Origin of the sequence: Burkholderia sp. WP42, assembly GCF_000745665.1 — a bacterium.
Taxonomy (GTDB): Bacteria; Pseudomonadota; Gammaproteobacteria; order Burkholderiales; family Burkholderiaceae; genus Burkholderia; species Burkholderia vietnamiensis.
Window position 1 is genome coordinate 177,590 of the sequence record NZ_KN050725.1, and the last position, 15,037, is coordinate 192,626.

A 15,037-nucleotide genomic window follows, 5' to 3' on the forward strand; every position below is an offset into this window, starting at 1 on the left:
CCGCATTCCATGGGGACGCCGATTCCGCCAGCACCTGCGGGCTGCCGTAGTCGCCGAGCCGTCGCGCCGTTGCGATCGTGGTGCGCCGTTTGCGGCCACGGGCGCGCGACGGCGACACCTGCGGCAATCGCCGCCTTAAAGCCCAGTCCCGCCGCGCCGCCCGGCTCCAGCGGGCAGCAGCGGCGCATCCTTCCCCGAAGCCCTATGCGGATGTCAGCTTTTGGGCTGGTGGATCGAGCCGGACGGGTAGTGCGTGTCCACGACCGACAGCGTTCCGCCATCGAGGTCGTAGATGCTCGCGCCGGCCGCTGCGGTGTTGCCGCGCAACTCGCCGTTCGTGACGGTGACGTTGGTCGCGCCGACCTGCGACGCACGGCTGATCATGTAAATCGCGCCGCCGTTGCGGCGTGCGGCGTTCGCTTGAAACCGCGTGTCGCGAAACGTGACGAGCGAGCCGTAGTCCGCGTACGCGCCGCCGCCGTCGTGCGTGGCCGCGTTGCGCAGAAACGCGGAGCGCCGATGCGTCGCCGTCACGCCCTCGCGGTCGAGCACCGCACCGCCGTAGATCGCGCGGTTGCCGTCGAACGTGGTGTCGACGATCGTCAGCACGGCCTTGCCGAACGCATAGATCGCGCCGCCTTCGAGCGCCTCGTTGCGTTCGAACCGGCAGTTGCGCACGGTCATCGTGAAGCCGACCGGATCGCTGTACGACTCGAGCGCGCGTCCGGCCCGGTATGCCTTGAGTCCGTTGGGCAGATACGTCTTGCCTGCGTGATAAGCCAGCAGTCCGCCGCCCTTGCCGTTGTAGGTGAAGCCCACCGCGTTGCCGTCGCGGATCGTCAGCCCGTCGAGCACGGCCTGATTCGCGCCGTAGACGACGTGCGGATAGCGATCGTCGCCCGCGGCAAGTTTCGCGCTGAGCACCGTCGGCGCCGCGTCGCGGCGGCGCTGTGCGACGTCGGTTTCGGTGCCCGCGAAGCCGCCATACACCTCGACGCCGTCATACAGCGTGAACGCGGCAATCCGGCCCGCGTCGCGCCGCGCCGGATGATAGCGCCCGGCCTTCACCCAGACGGCGGCCTTCGAAACCGACGCCAGATCGATGGCGGCCTGCAGGTCGGTCAGCGCCGTCGCCCACGACAGGCCGTCCTGCGTTGCCGACGTCGATGCCGGCACGACGTGGATCACCTTGGCCGCGACCGCGTCACGCGTCACGACGGGCCGCGTGTACTCGCCGCGGTATTCGACCACACCCTCGTTGCGCGAATAGAACTGCACGAGCGTCGCGACCACGGGCGCCTTCAGCAGTTGCGCACCGTACGGACGCGGCTGATAACCGACGCCCGGCGGCAGCGGCGCGAGGTCGGCTACGCTGACCTGGCCGTCGAGATTGCTGATCGGCAGAAAGTCGGCGAGCGGCAGCGTCTGCCCGGCGGGCACGTGCGAGCCGAGCGCGGCCACGATGTCCTCGTGCCAGTTGTAGACGTCGTCGATGCTGCAGTTCACGACGATCGGATTGTTGTTCGCGCCGGTGCCCTGATAGAGGCCGGCGCCGAGCCCGCTGGTCGCCTTGTTGCCGGCGATCGTCACGTTCGCGAGCAGCGGCGACGAGCCGCCGTCGTTGCCGATGCCGCCGGCCGTCGTCGCTTCGTTGCCGGTCACCAGCACGTTGAACAGCAGCGGCGTCGACGCGAAATCGTTGTAGATCGCGCCGCCCTTGTCCTGGCTGCGGTTGCCGACGAAACGACAGTCGATGAACACCGGCATCGCGCCGAGGTCGTTGCTGACCGCGCCGCCGCGCTGACTGGCCTCGTTGTCGACGAACTCGACGTTCGTGAACGTCGCCTGCTCGGCGCCGGGCTTGTGGACGTTGTAGACGGCGCCGCCTTTCGGCGAGAAGTTGTTCCGGAAGATGCAGTTGCGCACGACCGGGCTCGTCATGAAGTTGCGCATGCCGCCGCCGACCACCATGTCGCCCTTCAGGATGTCGTCCGGCGTCAGATGCAGGCGCGGCTTGTCGGCGCCGTACGCGTGCGCGATCGTGAAGCCGTCGAGCACGGCCCGATCCGCGCCCATCACGATCGTGTGCGTGTTGCGGGTGCGCTCGCCGTTGCCGATGTCGCCGCTGAGCGTCGTGACGTGCTGCGCGTAATCGCGCTGGTCGCGTGCGGTTTCGCCGCCGGCGAAGCCGCCGTACAGCGCGACGTCGGCCTTGAGCGTGAACGATTGCGTGGCGTCGTCCGGATGCGGATGGTAGGTGCCGTGCGCGACCCAGATTTCGTCGCCGGCCGACGCGGCCGCGAGCGCGTCGCGCGGCGACTGGAATGCGGTGCGCCAGGTCTTGCCGTCTCCGCCGGGTGCGGCGCGCTGGTCCACGTACCAGAGCTTGCCCGGCAAGGACGCAGCGTGCGCGCCCCAGCTGTGCGCGACGATACCGGCACACGCGGCCGAGATGGCCCGGATTGCTTGTCGGCGATGCATGTCCACTTCAGATCTCCTCGTCACGTCATGTCGTCCGGCGCTGCGCCTGCGCAGCACGGCTACCGGCAAATGTCGCAAGTCTGGAAGCGGGAAAGCGGTTTTGCTTTAACTCAGATCAATGGCGATGCAACCAACAGAGATCAAGATCGACCATCGCCATCGAGACGGCGCACGTCGCCGCGGGCCGAACCCGCGGCTTCTTCGAGGTATCAGGGAGTTTCCCCATGTCGTTGTTTGAAAAGGTCCTGACGGCGCTTTCGCCCGAACAGGAACACGCTGCATCGAATGGCGCGGTCAATCGTCCGCGGCGCAATTTGATGCTGGGCGCCGGCGCGGTCGCGATCGGATTGGCGAATGCGCGGGCGGCCGACGCGGCGGGCAACGAGGCGGGCCACGCGGGGATCGACCGTTCATGCCGGGTCAGCGCCGCGCGGCTCGACAAGCTGGTCGCCGACGCGTATCCGCTGTTCAACAAGCCGGCGATACTCCCTGCGTTCGATGCGAAAACCCACGGCGCGCGTTTCGACGTCGATCTGCATCGTCTCGTCACGTACACCGTCAACCCGCAAAGCGGCGAGAAGATCAAGGTCAGCGGGCTGCTGGCATTGCCGGTCGGCGCAAGCGGCAAGCTGCCGCTCGTGTCGTGGCAGCACGGCACGATCCTGTCGTTCGATCAGGTGCCGTCCAATCTCGTTCTGCTCGCCGATCCCGACCGTCAACTGACGGACGCCGCCGACTCGCTCGAAACGCTCTTCAACGTGCATCGGTTCGCCGCGCAGGGCTATGCCGTGATCGCCGCCGATTACGTCGGCAAGGGGCCGTTCCGCGATGGCCGGGGCGAAGCGTATGCGGTCAAGGACGTGACGGTGCGCACCTGCGTCGACGTGTTGACGGCAGGCGAGGCGGCGATGCGCGCGCTGGGCGTCGCGCCGTCGAAACTGTTCCTGCACGGCTGGTCGCAAGGCGCGCTCAACACGCAATGGCTGCATCAGGCGTTGCGCAAGCAGTCGCGGCCGATCGCCGCAACGGCCGTCGCCAGCCCGTTCAACGACCTCAGCGAGGCATGGCGGTTCTGGGCCGGCGCGCAGACGTTTGCGCTTCCGCGCGGCGTACAGGCCTATCCGGCGCTTCCGGACTGGATCTCGCTCTGCATGATCGTCACGCTCGGCAGCTACGAGTTGCAGTACGGGCTGAAAGGCTTGATGAAAAGCGCGATCCGGCCGGAGTTTCAGCACCTCGCGGCGCAGTACTGGTCGGATTACACGCTCGACGCCGAGCGGGCGAAGTCGCTGCCGACCGGCGCCGGGCTGCTGAATCCCGGCTTCTTCGAGCACTACACGGCGACGCAAAACAGCGCGTTTCTTCGGCAACTCGCGGCCAATCGCGCGACTTACTGGAATTACGACAGTCCGATCCGCTTCGATTACGGGCTTGCCGATGAAGCGATTCATCCGGCGATGGTGTATCCGGTACTCGCGGCGGGCGGTTCCTACGTGAGCGGGGTGGCCGTCCCGGCGGCGAGCCATCGCGGGACGTTTCTCGCCGGGCTGTACGGCGATGCGTCGACGCTCGGCGGAGCCGAGAACATTCTCGCGTGGTTCGACGGGCTGCGCTGAGCGCGTTTGGGCCGGCGGCCCGAGGCTGCGTGTTCGCCGGGTTCCGTCTCGGCAACGTGCCGGGTCGGTAGAGCGGGCCGCAGTGGAAAGGGCGTCGAGCGCGACGGGTTGATCGCCTTCGGTCGGGATGGCAGTGAAGAACGGAAGTCGCGCCTGCGTTTCGGGAACTCACATGCGCGCTTCGTGGCAGCGATCTTTACGGCGTCGATTCGTCGGCAGGGTGGTGATGCATCGCGTCGTGATCGTGCCCGGCCTTCGCATCGTGCCCATGATCGGACAACTGCGCGTCGAACCAGTCGTGAAGCGCCGCGATCAGACGCGGCTGCTCGCTGCGGTAGACGATCTCGCCGCCGTCGCGCACGTCCCGATAGTCGATCTCGAGCTCGCCCGGCTGTGCCGTACGCAATGCGGCGAGCCCCGGCATGTCGGCGCCGTGGATCTGCTCCGGCGCGCCGAAATCGCCTGACGAGAAGCGACGCGCGATCGTGGCCAGATGCTCGCGGATCAGCGCGGTCTGCTTTGCGTCGCGACGCTTGGTGACGACCCGCTGGATGCCGCCGTCGACGGTCTTCGTGAAGATATGGGTCGTGGCCGCGAGCGAGAACGGCATCACCTGCGCGCCGTGTCGCGCGACGTCCTGCTGGCGTGGCGTGACTTCGGCAAAGGCGGGCGGCGAGGCGACGACCATGCCGAACACGATGGACATCGACGCCGCGACGCCTGCTGCTGAACGGTAGTTCATGGGGTGTTCCACGTGGTGTGAATCCATCGCTGCCGACAGCGGGGCGATGCGTTGCTCAATGGTGGCGCGTACGGGTCATGGTTCGCCGACCGGTCACCGGAATCTTGCTTGGTTCAGGTCGCTTCGGCAAGACTTCCGCGCTTTCGTTGAGCACGCTCTAGCGGTCCGCGAAAATTCCGCTATTCGATGCGTGATCATCGAATCTGCCCGGTGCCTCCATTGTGTGGTTGAAGGTCGGCGCGATTCCGAGCCGGCACGGACGTAACGACGAGCGCGCCGATCATGGCGGCCGCGGCCGTTGAAATCGCCGCCAACAAGACGAGCGGCTCCCAACCGGCGCTGGTGACGACGAGACCTGAGATGGCCGTACCGATCGCGCCCGCGACGTAGTAGAAGGTCAGGTACGCCGAGTTCAATGCGCCGGCTCGCGCCGGCTCGATCGCAACGACGCTGGCCTGATTGGCGACCTGGGCGGCGAAACAACCGGCATCGAATACGGCCAGCGCGGCCGCCGTCGCGGCTGGGTGGCCGAGCGAGACGGTCAGCGCACATGCGGACGCCGCCGCAACCGCGAGGCCGCAGACGATCACGGTGCGGCTGCCGAACCCGTCCGCCAGGCGCCCCGCGACACGCGTGACGACGAGGCCGAGGAGTCCGGCGAGGCTGTACAGTCCGATGGCCGCCGCATCCAGGTTGTACGGCGGCGCGGCGAGCCGCACCGCAAGCCCGACCCAGATCAGGTTGAAAGCAAGGAACCACAGCATCCCGGCATGGATGCGCAACCGCAGCTGCCGGGAGGCCCGCAGCAACGACGGCATCGAACGCAACGTCGAGAAGTAGCCCGTATGCCCGGGCGGCCGTTGCGCGGGTAGTAATGGCATGACGCAAAGGGCTGAAACGACCGCGAAGGCCGCGAACGTCAACAGCGCGCCTCGCCATCCATACCACTGCGCGAGAACGCCGCCCACGAATCGGCTCAGCAAGATCCCCGCCGATATGCCGGCCGAGATCGTCCCCATGAGCCGGGCGCGGCTATGCGGGTCGGCGCACTTGCCGACGACGGCGGTGCTTTGCGCCGCAACCGTCGTCGTCGCGCCGATGACCACGAAGCAGGCAATCAGCGCGTCCGGCCCTGGCGCGTACGCGGCAAGCACCAGCGCGCACGCGAGCGCCGCAAGCTGCCCCGGAATCAACGTGCGCGGACTGAGTTTGTCGACCAGCGGCACGAGCAGCACCAGGCCGAGCAGATAGCCGATCATCGCGCCGGACGCGACGGCGGTAATCGGTGCGACCGGCACCCCGAAATCGGCGGCGATGAAGGAAAGCGCCGGTTGCATCGCGTAGTCGTTCGCGATGGCGCCGCCCGCGGCGATCGAAAGCACCGCTACCGCGCGGCCCGACAGCCGCGCGTTCTGCTCGGCCCGGCCCGTCATTTGCCGGCTCTGACGGCAATGGCCTCGACTTCGGCGAGGATCGCGTCGTCGACGAACGGCAGCGCATGCACGAGCGAGAACGCCGGTCGAATCTCGCCATAGACCTCGCCGTGCGCGCGCGCAGCGTCTTCCCAGTGTTCGAAGTCCGCGACGACCAGCCGGCTTTGCACCACGTCCTCCAACCGGAATCCGTTGTCGAGCAGCACCTTCTCGACAGTGGCGAGTGCATCCCGCGTTTGCGTGTAGACGTCCGGGCCTTTGCCGGCCGTCCCTGAAATGTAGATCGTGTCGTTCACGATCACGGCCCGCGAGTAACCGACCTTCGGTTCCCACTGGGAGCCGGTGCTGATGAGTTGACGCATATGGATCGTCCTTCGATGAGAAGAGGGTTCTGGAATAACTACTTGGGTAGTAGTTGAATGCGATCGTATACTACTGCGGTAGTTAGTCAACTCCCTTTCCACAGAAAAGAGTCCTGAATGACGGCAGACGCAGAATTGATCGCTTCCATGACGCGACTGGGGTTCACCCAGTACGAAGCGCAGGCATACGCGGCCCTGGTTGGTCAGGCCGCGCTGACGGGAGCGGAAGTAGGGCGCAGGGCATCGATGCCGGCGTCGAAGGTGTATGAGACGCTGGCTCGTTTGGAAGCGCGGGGAGCCGTGCTCGTCAACCGCTCGGAGCCGGTGCGGTACGCGGCCGTGCCGCACACGTCTCTGTTGGCCGAGCTGCGCTCGCGCTTCAACGCCGACCTCGAGTCGGCAGCGTCCGCGCTGGATCGGCTGCCGGTTCAACAGGAACCGGGGCTGGTCTGGTCGCTCAGTGGCGCGGAGTCGATCGTGCAGGCCTTTGCGCGGGTGATCTCGAATGCGCAGACCAGCCTGTTCGCCGGTATCTGGGACGAGGAGCTCGACGAACTGGGCCCGCTGCTCGAAGCGGCCAGCGGGCGGGGGATCGACACCCATGTCGCCATCTATGGCAAGCGGACGTTGAAAGGGCCGCACACGTACGACATGGCCGAATGTGGGGCCAGCGCGAGACTGCGCCTGTCCGGCCGTCGCCTTGCGGTGGTGGTCGCAGATGAAGACGATGCGGTGGTGGCCGAGTTCGGCGACCACACGCCCGATCAGGCGACGGTGACCACCAATCCGGTCATCGCGCTGCTGGCCGTCGAGTACATCAAGGCCGACGTCAGCGGCCGCCTGATGATCGATGCGATGCCTTCGGCGGCATACGAGAAGTTGCTGACGAGTCGCGCGATGCGGGCGATGCTTCGGCCGGTTTCGGGGAAGGGGGTGAAAGAGGGTGGTGGCGGTTAGGCGTGTGAGCCGGGCGAGGGTATGACGGACGCACGGCGCATCGACAGGGCGAAGGAGCAGGGGCGCAAGCCGCCCGTCATGCGCCGCACGGATTACAACCTGTGGACGTCGCCGCTCGATGGGCCGATGTGGCGATCAGGTGGCCGCTGCTTGATTCCAGCCCGATACGTGATCGAGCCGTCAGACGTGAGCGTGGCAAGGCGGTCGTCTTGACGAGAGATCAGACGTCCGCTGGATTGATCAGTGACGTCAGGACATGATCCTCCCAAACGCCATTTATTTTTAAGTAGGCGCGCGCGATGCCTTCCTGCTCGAAGCCCAGCTTATTGAGCAACTGCGCGCTTCGCTTGTTCTCGGGTCGATAGTTCGCCATGACACGGTGTAACCCGAGTTCGGCGAACACATATTGGATAGCGGTAGAGAGACATTCGCGCATCAACCCGCGTCCCTCATGATCATGCGCAATCGAGAAGCCAAGGTGACATGCCTGGAACGGCCCTCGTACGATGTTCGTAAAATTGCAGTCGCCGATCAGCCGGTCTTCCTCTTTGTCGAACAACAACAGATGTATGGCGAGCCCAGCCGCGATCTCCCTTTCCATGGATTCGAGCCGTGCCTCAATCGACGGCAACGTGTAGAACGATTCGGACCGGGACGGTTCCCATGGCGACAAATGTGCGCGATTGGCAATGCAATATCCCAGCAAAGCGGACGCATGTCGGCGGCTCGCTAGCCGTATCGACAGACGCTCAGTGATCAGAATGTCGGACGGTTCGCTTAAAGCAGGTTTCATCGGGCGATTGACGAGGAGGAGAATCCGAGGACTCGAAGATAGCGCAGCCGAGCGGATTCGTTGCTCTTGTCTTGGACTAGTACGCTCGCGCGATGAATGACCAGATCGGCTCCATCGCACGGAGAGTTGCGGCGTCCGATGACTACTCCGCGTCGTGGTGGAGCCGGACGGCTTCACCAACAGATACAGTCCATTGCCGCCGGTAAGTTTGGTAGGCTTGTTGTCTGCCTTCGCTCGTCGGATCCTGATGTCGATAAGTGGCACGGTGAAAAAGGCGTATCGTCTCTGGATGGTCGAAGTGACACCCCTTTTTTCTCGGATGGACGCGACTTCCGACGAACGAAAGCGAACGATGAAAGGGCGTCCAACGCCCGACTGGCAAGGGTTCCAGGCAAATCGCCGAACCAACACGAACAGGAGCGAACGAAGTGATTAGACATATCGTCATGTGGAAGCTGAAGGAATCCGCCGAGGGCGGCACGCGCGCACAGAACGCGCTGAAGCTGAAAGAAAAGCTCGAAGGCTGCCGCGACCTCGTACCGGGCATCCTGCAACTCGACGTCGGCGTCGCGACGCCGGGCCTCGAAGCGACGTCCGACATCGTGCTGGTGTCCGATTTCACGGACCAGGCCGCGCTCGATGCGTACCAGGTTCACCCGGTCCATCAGGAAGTGAAGAAATTCGTGATGGCGGTGGCCGAATCGCGCCAGTGCGTCGACTATCTGTGCGACAACGCAGCACGATGAGCGACGCGGCATCTCCGACGGACGGCCCGTCGATCGAAAGCCCGTTCGTCGATCTGCTCGGCGTGCGGCTCGTCAGCGCGAAGGACGGCGCGAGCGAGATCGTGCTGCCGCTCGACGAGCGGCACATGAACACGTGGAGCATCGCGCACGGCGGTGTGACGATGACGCTGTCCGACATCGCGCTCGCGATGGCCGCACGCAGCCTGACCGACGACGGCGTCGGCGTCGTGACGGTCGAGATGAAGGTGAACTTCATGCAGCCGGGTCGCGGCGAATTGCGCGCGTACGGCCGCGTGATGCATCGCTCGACGACGATGGCGTATTGCGAAGGCGAAGTGCGCGACAGCGACGGCAACTTCGTCGCGAAAGCGCTCGGCACGTTCAAGTACATGCGGCGGCTCGCGGTAGGCCGCGACATCAAGCGGCAACGCACGCGCACGGCGCCCGACGCCCATCCGGGCCCGAGCGACGCGTAAGCGTCCGCACGCACGGCCCTGCCGATCGCGGCAGGGCCGTTTCATTTTGCGCGGCGCGTCCGGCGCGCCGCCGGCTCGGCAGTGCGCGGCAAACGAAGCCATCGTTGCCTCACGCACACCTCGGCCGCAGCCTTCGCCACACCCTCCGCAGTGCCGCCGCCGCCCAACGGCTCGGCGCATGGCATCATGTGACGCTTGTCCGTTCACGGCGCCGCGCGCGCCGTCCTCACCGATGCCGCTGAATCCGAAGATCGCGCAGGTGCTCGACATGATCGAGCGTGCCAAACGTCCGTCCTATCATCATCAGACGCCGCAGCAGGCGCGCGCCGCGTACGAGAAAAGCGCGCCGATCCTCGACGTCGCGCCGGCGCCGATGCATTCGGTCGACGCCTGCGTCGTGCCGACCCGCGACGGCCGCACGATCGGCGCACGGCTTTACCTGCCGGTCGCACCGAGCCTCGCCGAGCCGCTGCCGGCGCTCGTCTACTACCACGGCGGCGGCTTCACGGTCGGCAGCGTCGACACGCACGACGCGCTGTGCCGGATGTTCGCGCGCGACGCGCAGTGCGCGGTGCTGTCGGTCGACTACCGGCTCGCGCCGGAACACAAGTTCCCGACCGCCGTGCACGATGCCGAAGACGCGCTGCGCTGGCTGCATCGCGAGGCCGCCGCGTTCGGCATCGACGCCGCGCGGCTAGCGGTCGGCGGCGACAGCGCGGGCGGCACGCTGGCGACTGTGTGCGCGGTGCTGGCGCGCGACGCGGGCATCCATCTTGCGCTGCAACTGCTGATCTATCCGGGCGTGACCGGCCACCAGGCGACCGAATCGCACGCGCGGCTGGCGAACGGCTACCTGCTGACGCAGGACACGATCCAGTGGTTCTTCTCGCAATACGTGCGCGAGCCGGCCGACCGCGACGACTGGCGCTTCGCGCCGCTCGACGGCACGCGCGGCGCGCCGTCGTCGTTCGCCGGCGTCGCGCCGGCATGGATCGCGACCGCGGAATACGACCCGCTGAGCGACGAGGGCGCCGCGTATGCGCAGAAGCTGCGCGCGGCTGGCAATACGGTCGCGCTGGTGTGTTACCCGGGGATGATCCACGAGTTCTTCAAGATGGGCGGCTACATACCCGAGGTGCGCGTCGCGCATGCCGACGCGACGGCGGCGCTGCGGGCCGCCTTCGACGGCGTTTGATGAAGGTTCGACGGCGTTTGACGGCGGCGGGCGGCGCCCGGCGTCGCGCGGAGGAAGCGATGACGGACGGCTGGGTCGAAACGGAAACGCAGACGGGCGACTGGGCGGTGCTCGGCGCGGATGCCGCGCGGATCCGCGATGCGGTGTTCGTGCGCGAGCAGCGGATTCCGCCCGAGTGGGAGCTCGACGATGAAGATCCGCTGTCGCTGCACGCGGTGGCGTACCGCGTCGATCGGGCGAGCGGCGCACGGCGCGCGGTCGCGACCGGGCGGCTGCTGCGCACCGGCACGATCGGCCGCGTCGCGGTGCTGGCGGACGCGCGCCGGCAAGGCGCCGGTTCCGCCGTGCTGCATGCGCTGCTCGAGGCGGCGCGGCATCGCGGCGAGCCGCTCGTGCGGCTCTATGCGCAGGACGAAGCGGTGCCGTTCTACCTGCGCCACGGCTTCACGACGATCGGCGAACCGTTCGACGCGCTCGGCGTGCCGCACGTCGAGATGGTGCGCGCGCCATAGCGCCTAACGACCAGCGACGCGTGTCAGCGGACGGCGCGCGGCGGTGTCGCGTCGATGTCGAACGTGAACGCGCGCTCGAACGTGCCGGGGCGGACGGTGCGATGCGAGCCGTCGTCGTCGCAGCGCTCCTTGATGTCGACCGTGAGCCGCACGCCTTCCTTCATCGTCACGCGCAGCGCGGTCGTGCCGCGCGTGCCGTATTCGGGCGTCTCGATGAACGCGGCCGACAGCGCGCGCTCGCGCTCGAGCGGAATGCCGGTGTGCGGCAGCGCGTCGTCGTCCGCGACGCGCGGATCGCGCAACAGGTCGATCAGTTCGTCGAGCGACGGCGTCGCGTTGTCGGTCAGCAGCGTGCCGAGTTCCGCGCGCTTGCGCACGACCTTCGGCCACGGCGTGTCGAGCCGCGCGTTGGACAGCGCATGCACGCCGGCGCCGACCGCCATCGGCGCGGCGACACGGCTTTCGCCTTCGGCCGCGCGATTGCAGAACCACGCGAGCTCGCGCCGCTTCCAGTCGCCGACCAGCAGGTTGAAGCCGTTGTAGACGGCCGCGTGCTCGGCCAGTGCGCCGAGGTAATCGAGCGGCGCGACGCCCGGGCCGCCGAGGAAATCCGACACGAGCTTGCCGCGGGTCGGCGCGCCGGCGCGAATGTCGAACGGCGCACGGTAGTTCGTGAGCGCGGCGAAGCGGCCGTCGCGCGACACGCCGAGCCATGTGCCGCCGGCTTCGAGATCGCGGCCGGCCAGCACGCCCGGCACGTCTTCCCACCACGAAAGCGGCGCACTCGTCCGGCGAAAGAACTCGTCGCGGTTGGCGGCCAGCGTAAATACAGGACCGGCGGCGGCATCAGGCTGCCAGTCGAAGGCAATCAGACACATCGGGCGAATCTCTCGCAGGAAAGCTCGGGCGCCGGCCGCGAAGGGCGAACCGGCGTGCGAACGGGTTTGCGGTGCGCTACGCGTCGGTCGGCCACGCGTACGGCAGCGTGTCGAAGGCGAGCGCCGGGCCGTCGGCCGCGCCGACGTGCACGCTGCCGCTGTCGAGCGCGGCCAGCTTGATCTCGACCAGCGCATCGACGCCGCCCGCGGGCGCGGCCGCCGCGTTGACGATCATCCCGCACGGCTGGCCGGGGTCGTCGCTGTGGAACAGCTCGACGCCGGCATGCACGCTGTCGGTCTCGCCGGCGACGTGCGCGAGCGCGGTGCGGCGCTTGATCGTCCCGCGATACTGGCTGCGCGCGACGACTTCCTGGCCCGGGTAGCACCCCTTCCTGAAGTTAACGGCACCGATCACGTCGAAGTTGACCATCTGCGGGACAAACTGTTCGACGACCGGCTGCGTGATGCGCGGCTCGCCCGCGCGAACGTCGAGCCAGTCCCACACGGCCGGCGACACGACCGGCAGCGTGCCGGCGAGCGCGGCGATGCGCGCGTCGACCTCGGCGCGCGGCCCGATCCACAGGTAGCGCTTGCGCCCGGCCGCGTCCGGCACGCGGATCAGCACGCCGGCCGGGCCGTCGACCTTCACGTGCACGCCGTCGGGCAGCGCGTCGAACACGCCCGACAGCGCGTCGCGCACGTCGCCGCTGAAGCCGACCACCGCGACGGCGTCGCTCGCGTCCGACAGCTTCGCCTTCGCGCGCAGCACGAACATCGACAGCCGTTTCTGGACGGCGGCCTGCACGTCCTTCGACACCAGCAGGCGCACGCCGTGGCCCTCGCGCCACGCGAGGAACGACGCGAGCAGCCGGCCCTTCGGCGAACAGTAGCCGGCCACGCGCGCACTGGCCGCATCGAGATGCTCGATGTCGTTGGTGAGCTGGCCGTGCAGGAACGTCGCGGCGTCGTCGCCGGCCACGTCGATCACGCCGAACTGCGCAAGCGGCATGCACGCGGCCGGCGCGTCGAAATCGGCGGCGGACGGGCGGGGGAAAACGGGGAGCGAGGCGGATGCGGGCTGGGCAGCCGGTGAAGCGAACGGTGTGCTCATGGAATGAGGGAACAGTCAACCCTGACTTTGACGAAGGCGAGCAAGTATTATATGGGTCTTACCCGAGTCTCGTTTCCATGTCCCTACTGAAGAAATGCGTCGCGACGGTCGCGGCGCTGGCCGTCGTTGTGGCCGCTGCCGGCGCGGGCGCCGGTTATTACTGGGCGACCCGGCCGCTGTTGTTGGGCGCGGCGTCGCTCGACGTGACGATCAAGCCGCGCAGCAGCGTGAAAAGCGTCGCGCTGCAGCTCAAGCGCGGCGGCGTGCCGGTCGAGCCGCTCGGCTTCGTCGCGATGACGCGCGTGCTCGGGCTGTCGAGCCGCCTCAAATCCGGCAACTACGAATTCAAGAGCGGCATCACGCCGTACGCCATCCTGCAGAAGATCGCGCGCGGCGACGTGAACGAGTACGTCGCCACGGTCATCGAAGGCTGGACCTTCAAGCGCATGCGCGCCGAACTCGACGGCAATCCCGACCTCGCGCACGCGAGCGCCGGCATGAGCGACGCGGAGCTGCTGCGCGCGATCGGCGCACCGGACACCGTGATCCGGCGCGGCAGCGGCGAAGGGCTGTTCTTCCCCGATACCTACCTGTTCGACAAGGGGACGAGCGACCTGAACATCTATCGCCGCGCGTATCGCCTGATGCAGACGCGCCTCGAAGAAGCCTGGGCGGCGCGCGCGCCGGGGCTGCCGTACAAGACGCCTTACGAAGCGCTGACGATCGCGTCGGTCATCGAAAAGGAAACCGGCCATGCGGCCGACCGCGCGTTCGTCGCGGCCGTGTTCGCGAACCGGCTGCGCATCGGGATGCCGCTGCAGACCGATCCGTCGGTGATCTACGGCCTCGGCGACGCGTACGACGGGCATCTGCGCAAGCGCGACCTGCAGGCCGACACTCCCTACAATACCTACACGCGGCGCGGGCTGCCGCCGACGCCGATCGCGCTGCCCGGCGTCGCGTCGCTGCAGGCGGCGATCAACCCGGCCCCGACGAGCGCGCTCTATTTCGTCGCGAAGGGCGACGGCACGAGCGTGTTCTCGGATACGCTCGGCGATCACAACAAGGCCGTGGACAAGTACATACGAGGTCAATGATGGCGCGCGGTAAATTCATCACGTTCGAAGGCATCGACGGGGCGGGCAAGACGACCCATCTGCAATGGTTCTGCGAGCGTCTGCAGGCGAAGCTCGCCGCGGGCGACCGGCAGGTCGTCGTCACCCGCGAACCGGGCGGCACGCCGCTCGGCGAGGCGCTGCGCGAGATGCTGCTGAACCAGCCGATGGATCTCGAGACTGAAGCGCTGCTGATGTTCGCCGCGCGCCGCGAGCATCTCGCGCGCGTGATCGAGCCGGCGCTTGCACGCGGCGACTGGGTCGTGTCCGACCGCTTCACCGACGCGACGTTCGCCTACCAGGGCGGCGGCCGCGGGTTGCCGCGCGACAAGCTCGAAGCGCTCGAGCGCTGGGTGCAGGGTGGTTTTCAGCCGGACCTGACGGTGCTGTTCGACGTCGCGCCGCAGGTGGCGAGCGAGCGGCGCGGCGCCGCGCGTGCGCCCGACAAGTTCGAGAGCGAGACGGACGCGTTTTTCACGCGCACCCGCGACGAATACCTGCGGCGCGCGCAAGAGGCGCCGCATCGCTTCACGATCGTCGACGCGACGCAGACGATTCCCGAGATTCGCGGACGGCTTGAGCGCGTGCTCGCCGCGCTGTAACCCGAAGGAACGCATCCG

The 15,037-nt window shown here is 67.4% G+C and carries 15 protein-coding genes; 8 read left to right on the forward strand and 7 right to left on the reverse strand.

Annotation, left to right across the window (positions count from 1 at the left end; genetic code table 11):
* Positions 1-213 precede the first annotated feature (213 nt).
* On the reverse strand, positions 214-2,481 hold the full coding sequence (locus tag EX20_RS27290; RefSeq protein WP_034195355.1) for a right-handed parallel beta-helix repeat-containing protein: 2,268 nt from the start codon (positions 2,479-2,481) through the stop codon (positions 214-216).
* Positions 2,482-2,705: 224 nt separating this feature from the next.
* On the opposite strand from EX20_RS27290, the gene EX20_RS27295 reads away from it, so the two are divergent.
* Entirely contained in the window at positions 2,706-4,097 is a 1,392-nt protein-coding gene (locus EX20_RS27295; protein ID WP_034195356.1) for an alpha/beta hydrolase family protein, read from the forward strand.
* A 196-nt stretch (positions 4,098-4,293) separates the two neighbouring features.
* Here EX20_RS27295 and EX20_RS27300 read toward each other — a convergent pair whose 3' ends face one another.
* From EX20_RS27300 to EX20_RS27310, 3 genes are all read right to left on the reverse strand, one after another.
* Complete coding sequence (locus EX20_RS27300; RefSeq protein WP_034195357.1) at positions 4,294-4,839, reverse strand: hypothetical protein; 546 nt, start codon at positions 4,837-4,839, stop codon at positions 4,294-4,296.
* Positions 4,840-5,033: 194 nt separating this feature from the next.
* Positions 5,034-6,272, reverse strand: coding sequence for an MFS transporter (locus EX20_RS27305; protein ID WP_034195358.1), 1,239 nt, complete (start codon positions 6,270-6,272; stop codon positions 5,034-5,036).
* Positions 6,269-6,634 (reverse strand): RidA family protein, encoded by a 366-nt coding sequence (locus tag EX20_RS27310; RefSeq protein WP_034195359.1) that lies wholly within the window; start codon positions 6,632-6,634, stop codon positions 6,269-6,271. The genes EX20_RS27305 and EX20_RS27310 overlap by 4 nt, the downstream gene beginning before the upstream one ends.
* Before the next feature lie 117 nt (positions 6,635-6,751).
* Here EX20_RS27310 and EX20_RS27315 point away from each other — a divergent pair, with 117 nt between their 5' ends.
* Positions 6,752-7,591, forward strand: a complete 840-nt coding sequence (locus EX20_RS27315; RefSeq protein ID WP_034195360.1) for a TrmB family transcriptional regulator — start codon at positions 6,752-6,754, stop codon at positions 7,589-7,591.
* A 220-nt stretch (positions 7,592-7,811) separates the two neighbouring features.
* Here EX20_RS27315 and EX20_RS27320 read toward each other — a convergent pair whose 3' ends face one another.
* Entirely contained in the window at positions 7,812-8,384 is a 573-nt protein-coding gene (locus tag EX20_RS27320; RefSeq protein ID WP_034195361.1) for a GNAT family N-acetyltransferase, read from the reverse strand.
* A gap of 428 nt (positions 8,385-8,812) precedes the next feature.
* Between EX20_RS27320 and EX20_RS27325 the strand changes: the two genes are divergently transcribed.
* The 4 genes from EX20_RS27325 (at position 8,813) to EX20_RS27340 (ending at position 11,313) form a co-directional block, all read left to right on the forward strand.
* On the forward strand, positions 8,813-9,130 hold the full coding sequence (locus EX20_RS27325; RefSeq protein WP_034195362.1) for a Dabb family protein: 318 nt from the start codon (positions 8,813-8,815) through the stop codon (positions 9,128-9,130).
* Positions 9,127-9,606, forward strand: a complete 480-nt coding sequence (locus EX20_RS27330) for a PaaI family thioesterase (RefSeq protein ID WP_011885047.1) — start codon at positions 9,127-9,129, stop codon at positions 9,604-9,606. The genes EX20_RS27325 and EX20_RS27330 overlap by 4 nt, the downstream gene beginning before the upstream one ends.
* A gap of 232 nt (positions 9,607-9,838) precedes the next feature.
* A complete protein-coding gene (locus EX20_RS27335) occupies positions 9,839-10,801 on the forward strand; it encodes an alpha/beta hydrolase (protein ID WP_034195363.1) in 963 nt (320 codons plus the stop codon).
* 59 nt (positions 10,802-10,860) lie between these two features.
* Complete coding sequence (locus tag EX20_RS27340; RefSeq protein WP_011885044.1) at positions 10,861-11,313, forward strand: GNAT family N-acetyltransferase; 453 nt, start codon at positions 10,861-10,863, stop codon at positions 11,311-11,313.
* A gap of 23 nt (positions 11,314-11,336) precedes the next feature.
* Here the strand turns inward: EX20_RS27340 and EX20_RS27345 are convergent, their stop codons facing one another.
* Both EX20_RS27345 and EX20_RS27350 read right to left on the reverse strand, forming a co-directional pair.
* On the reverse strand, positions 11,337-12,191 hold the full coding sequence (locus tag EX20_RS27345; RefSeq protein WP_011885043.1) for an NRDE family protein: 855 nt from the start codon (positions 12,189-12,191) through the stop codon (positions 11,337-11,339).
* Positions 12,192-12,267: 76 nt separating this feature from the next.
* On the reverse strand, positions 12,268-13,302 hold the full coding sequence (locus tag EX20_RS27350; RefSeq protein ID WP_011885042.1) for a CAF17-like 4Fe-4S cluster assembly/insertion protein YgfZ: 1,035 nt from the start codon (positions 13,300-13,302) through the stop codon (positions 12,268-12,270).
* Between the two features lie 77 nt (positions 13,303-13,379).
* Here EX20_RS27350 and mltG point away from each other — a divergent pair, with 77 nt between their 5' ends.
* Together mltG and tmk are read left to right on the forward strand one after the other, a co-directional pair.
* Positions 13,380-14,399 carry an endolytic transglycosylase MltG gene (mltG, locus tag EX20_RS27355; protein ID WP_011885041.1) on the forward strand — a complete coding sequence of 340 codons (1,020 nt, stop codon included), beginning with the start codon at positions 13,380-13,382 and terminating at the stop codon, positions 14,397-14,399.
* Positions 14,399-15,019 carry a dTMP kinase gene (tmk, locus tag EX20_RS27360; RefSeq protein ID WP_011885040.1) on the forward strand — a complete coding sequence of 207 codons (621 nt, stop codon included), beginning with the start codon at positions 14,399-14,401 and terminating at the stop codon, positions 15,017-15,019. The genes mltG and tmk overlap by 1 nt, the downstream gene beginning before the upstream one ends.
* The last annotated feature ends 18 nt before the right edge of the window (positions 15,020-15,037 follow it).

Excerpts from the sequence above, each read along its gene's own strand:
- EX20_RS27320 (WP_034195361.1), bottom strand. The coding sequence starts at position 8,384 with ATGAAACCTGCTTTAAGCGAACCGTCCGACATTCTGATCACTGAGCGT.
- EX20_RS27330 (WP_011885047.1), top strand. The coding sequence starts at position 9,127 with ATGAGCGACGCGGCATCTCCGACGGACGGCCCGTCGATCGAAAGCCCG.
- EX20_RS27295 (WP_034195356.1), top strand. The coding sequence starts at position 2,706 with ATGTCGTTGTTTGAAAAGGTCCTGACGGCGCTTTCGCCCGAACAGGAA.
- EX20_RS27290 (WP_034195355.1), bottom strand. The coding sequence starts at position 2,481 with ATGCATCGCCGACAAGCAATCCGGGCCATCTCGGCCGCGTGTGCCGGT.
- EX20_RS27300 (WP_034195357.1), bottom strand. The coding sequence starts at position 4,839 with ATGAACTACCGTTCAGCAGCAGGCGTCGCGGCGTCGATGTCCATCGTG.
- mltG (WP_011885041.1), top strand. The coding sequence starts at position 13,380 with ATGTCCCTACTGAAGAAATGCGTCGCGACGGTCGCGGCGCTGGCCGTC.
- EX20_RS27350 (WP_011885042.1), bottom strand. The coding sequence starts at position 13,302 with ATGAGCACACCGTTCGCTTCACCGGCTGCCCAGCCCGCATCCGCCTCG.
- EX20_RS27315 (WP_034195360.1), top strand. The coding sequence starts at position 6,752 with ATGACGGCAGACGCAGAATTGATCGCTTCCATGACGCGACTGGGGTTC.
- EX20_RS27310 (WP_034195359.1), bottom strand. The coding sequence starts at position 6,634 with ATGCGTCAACTCATCAGCACCGGCTCCCAGTGGGAACCGAAGGTCGGT.
- EX20_RS27305 (WP_034195358.1), bottom strand. The coding sequence starts at position 6,272 with ATGACGGGCCGGGCCGAGCAGAACGCGCGGCTGTCGGGCCGCGCGGTA.
- EX20_RS27340 (WP_011885044.1), top strand. The coding sequence starts at position 10,861 with ATGACGGACGGCTGGGTCGAAACGGAAACGCAGACGGGCGACTGGGCG.
- EX20_RS27345 (WP_011885043.1), bottom strand. The coding sequence starts at position 12,191 with ATGTGTCTGATTGCCTTCGACTGGCAGCCTGATGCCGCCGCCGGTCCT.
- EX20_RS27335 (WP_034195363.1), top strand. The coding sequence starts at position 9,839 with ATGCCGCTGAATCCGAAGATCGCGCAGGTGCTCGACATGATCGAGCGT.
- tmk (WP_011885040.1), top strand. The coding sequence starts at position 14,399 with ATGGCGCGCGGTAAATTCATCACGTTCGAAGGCATCGACGGGGCGGGC.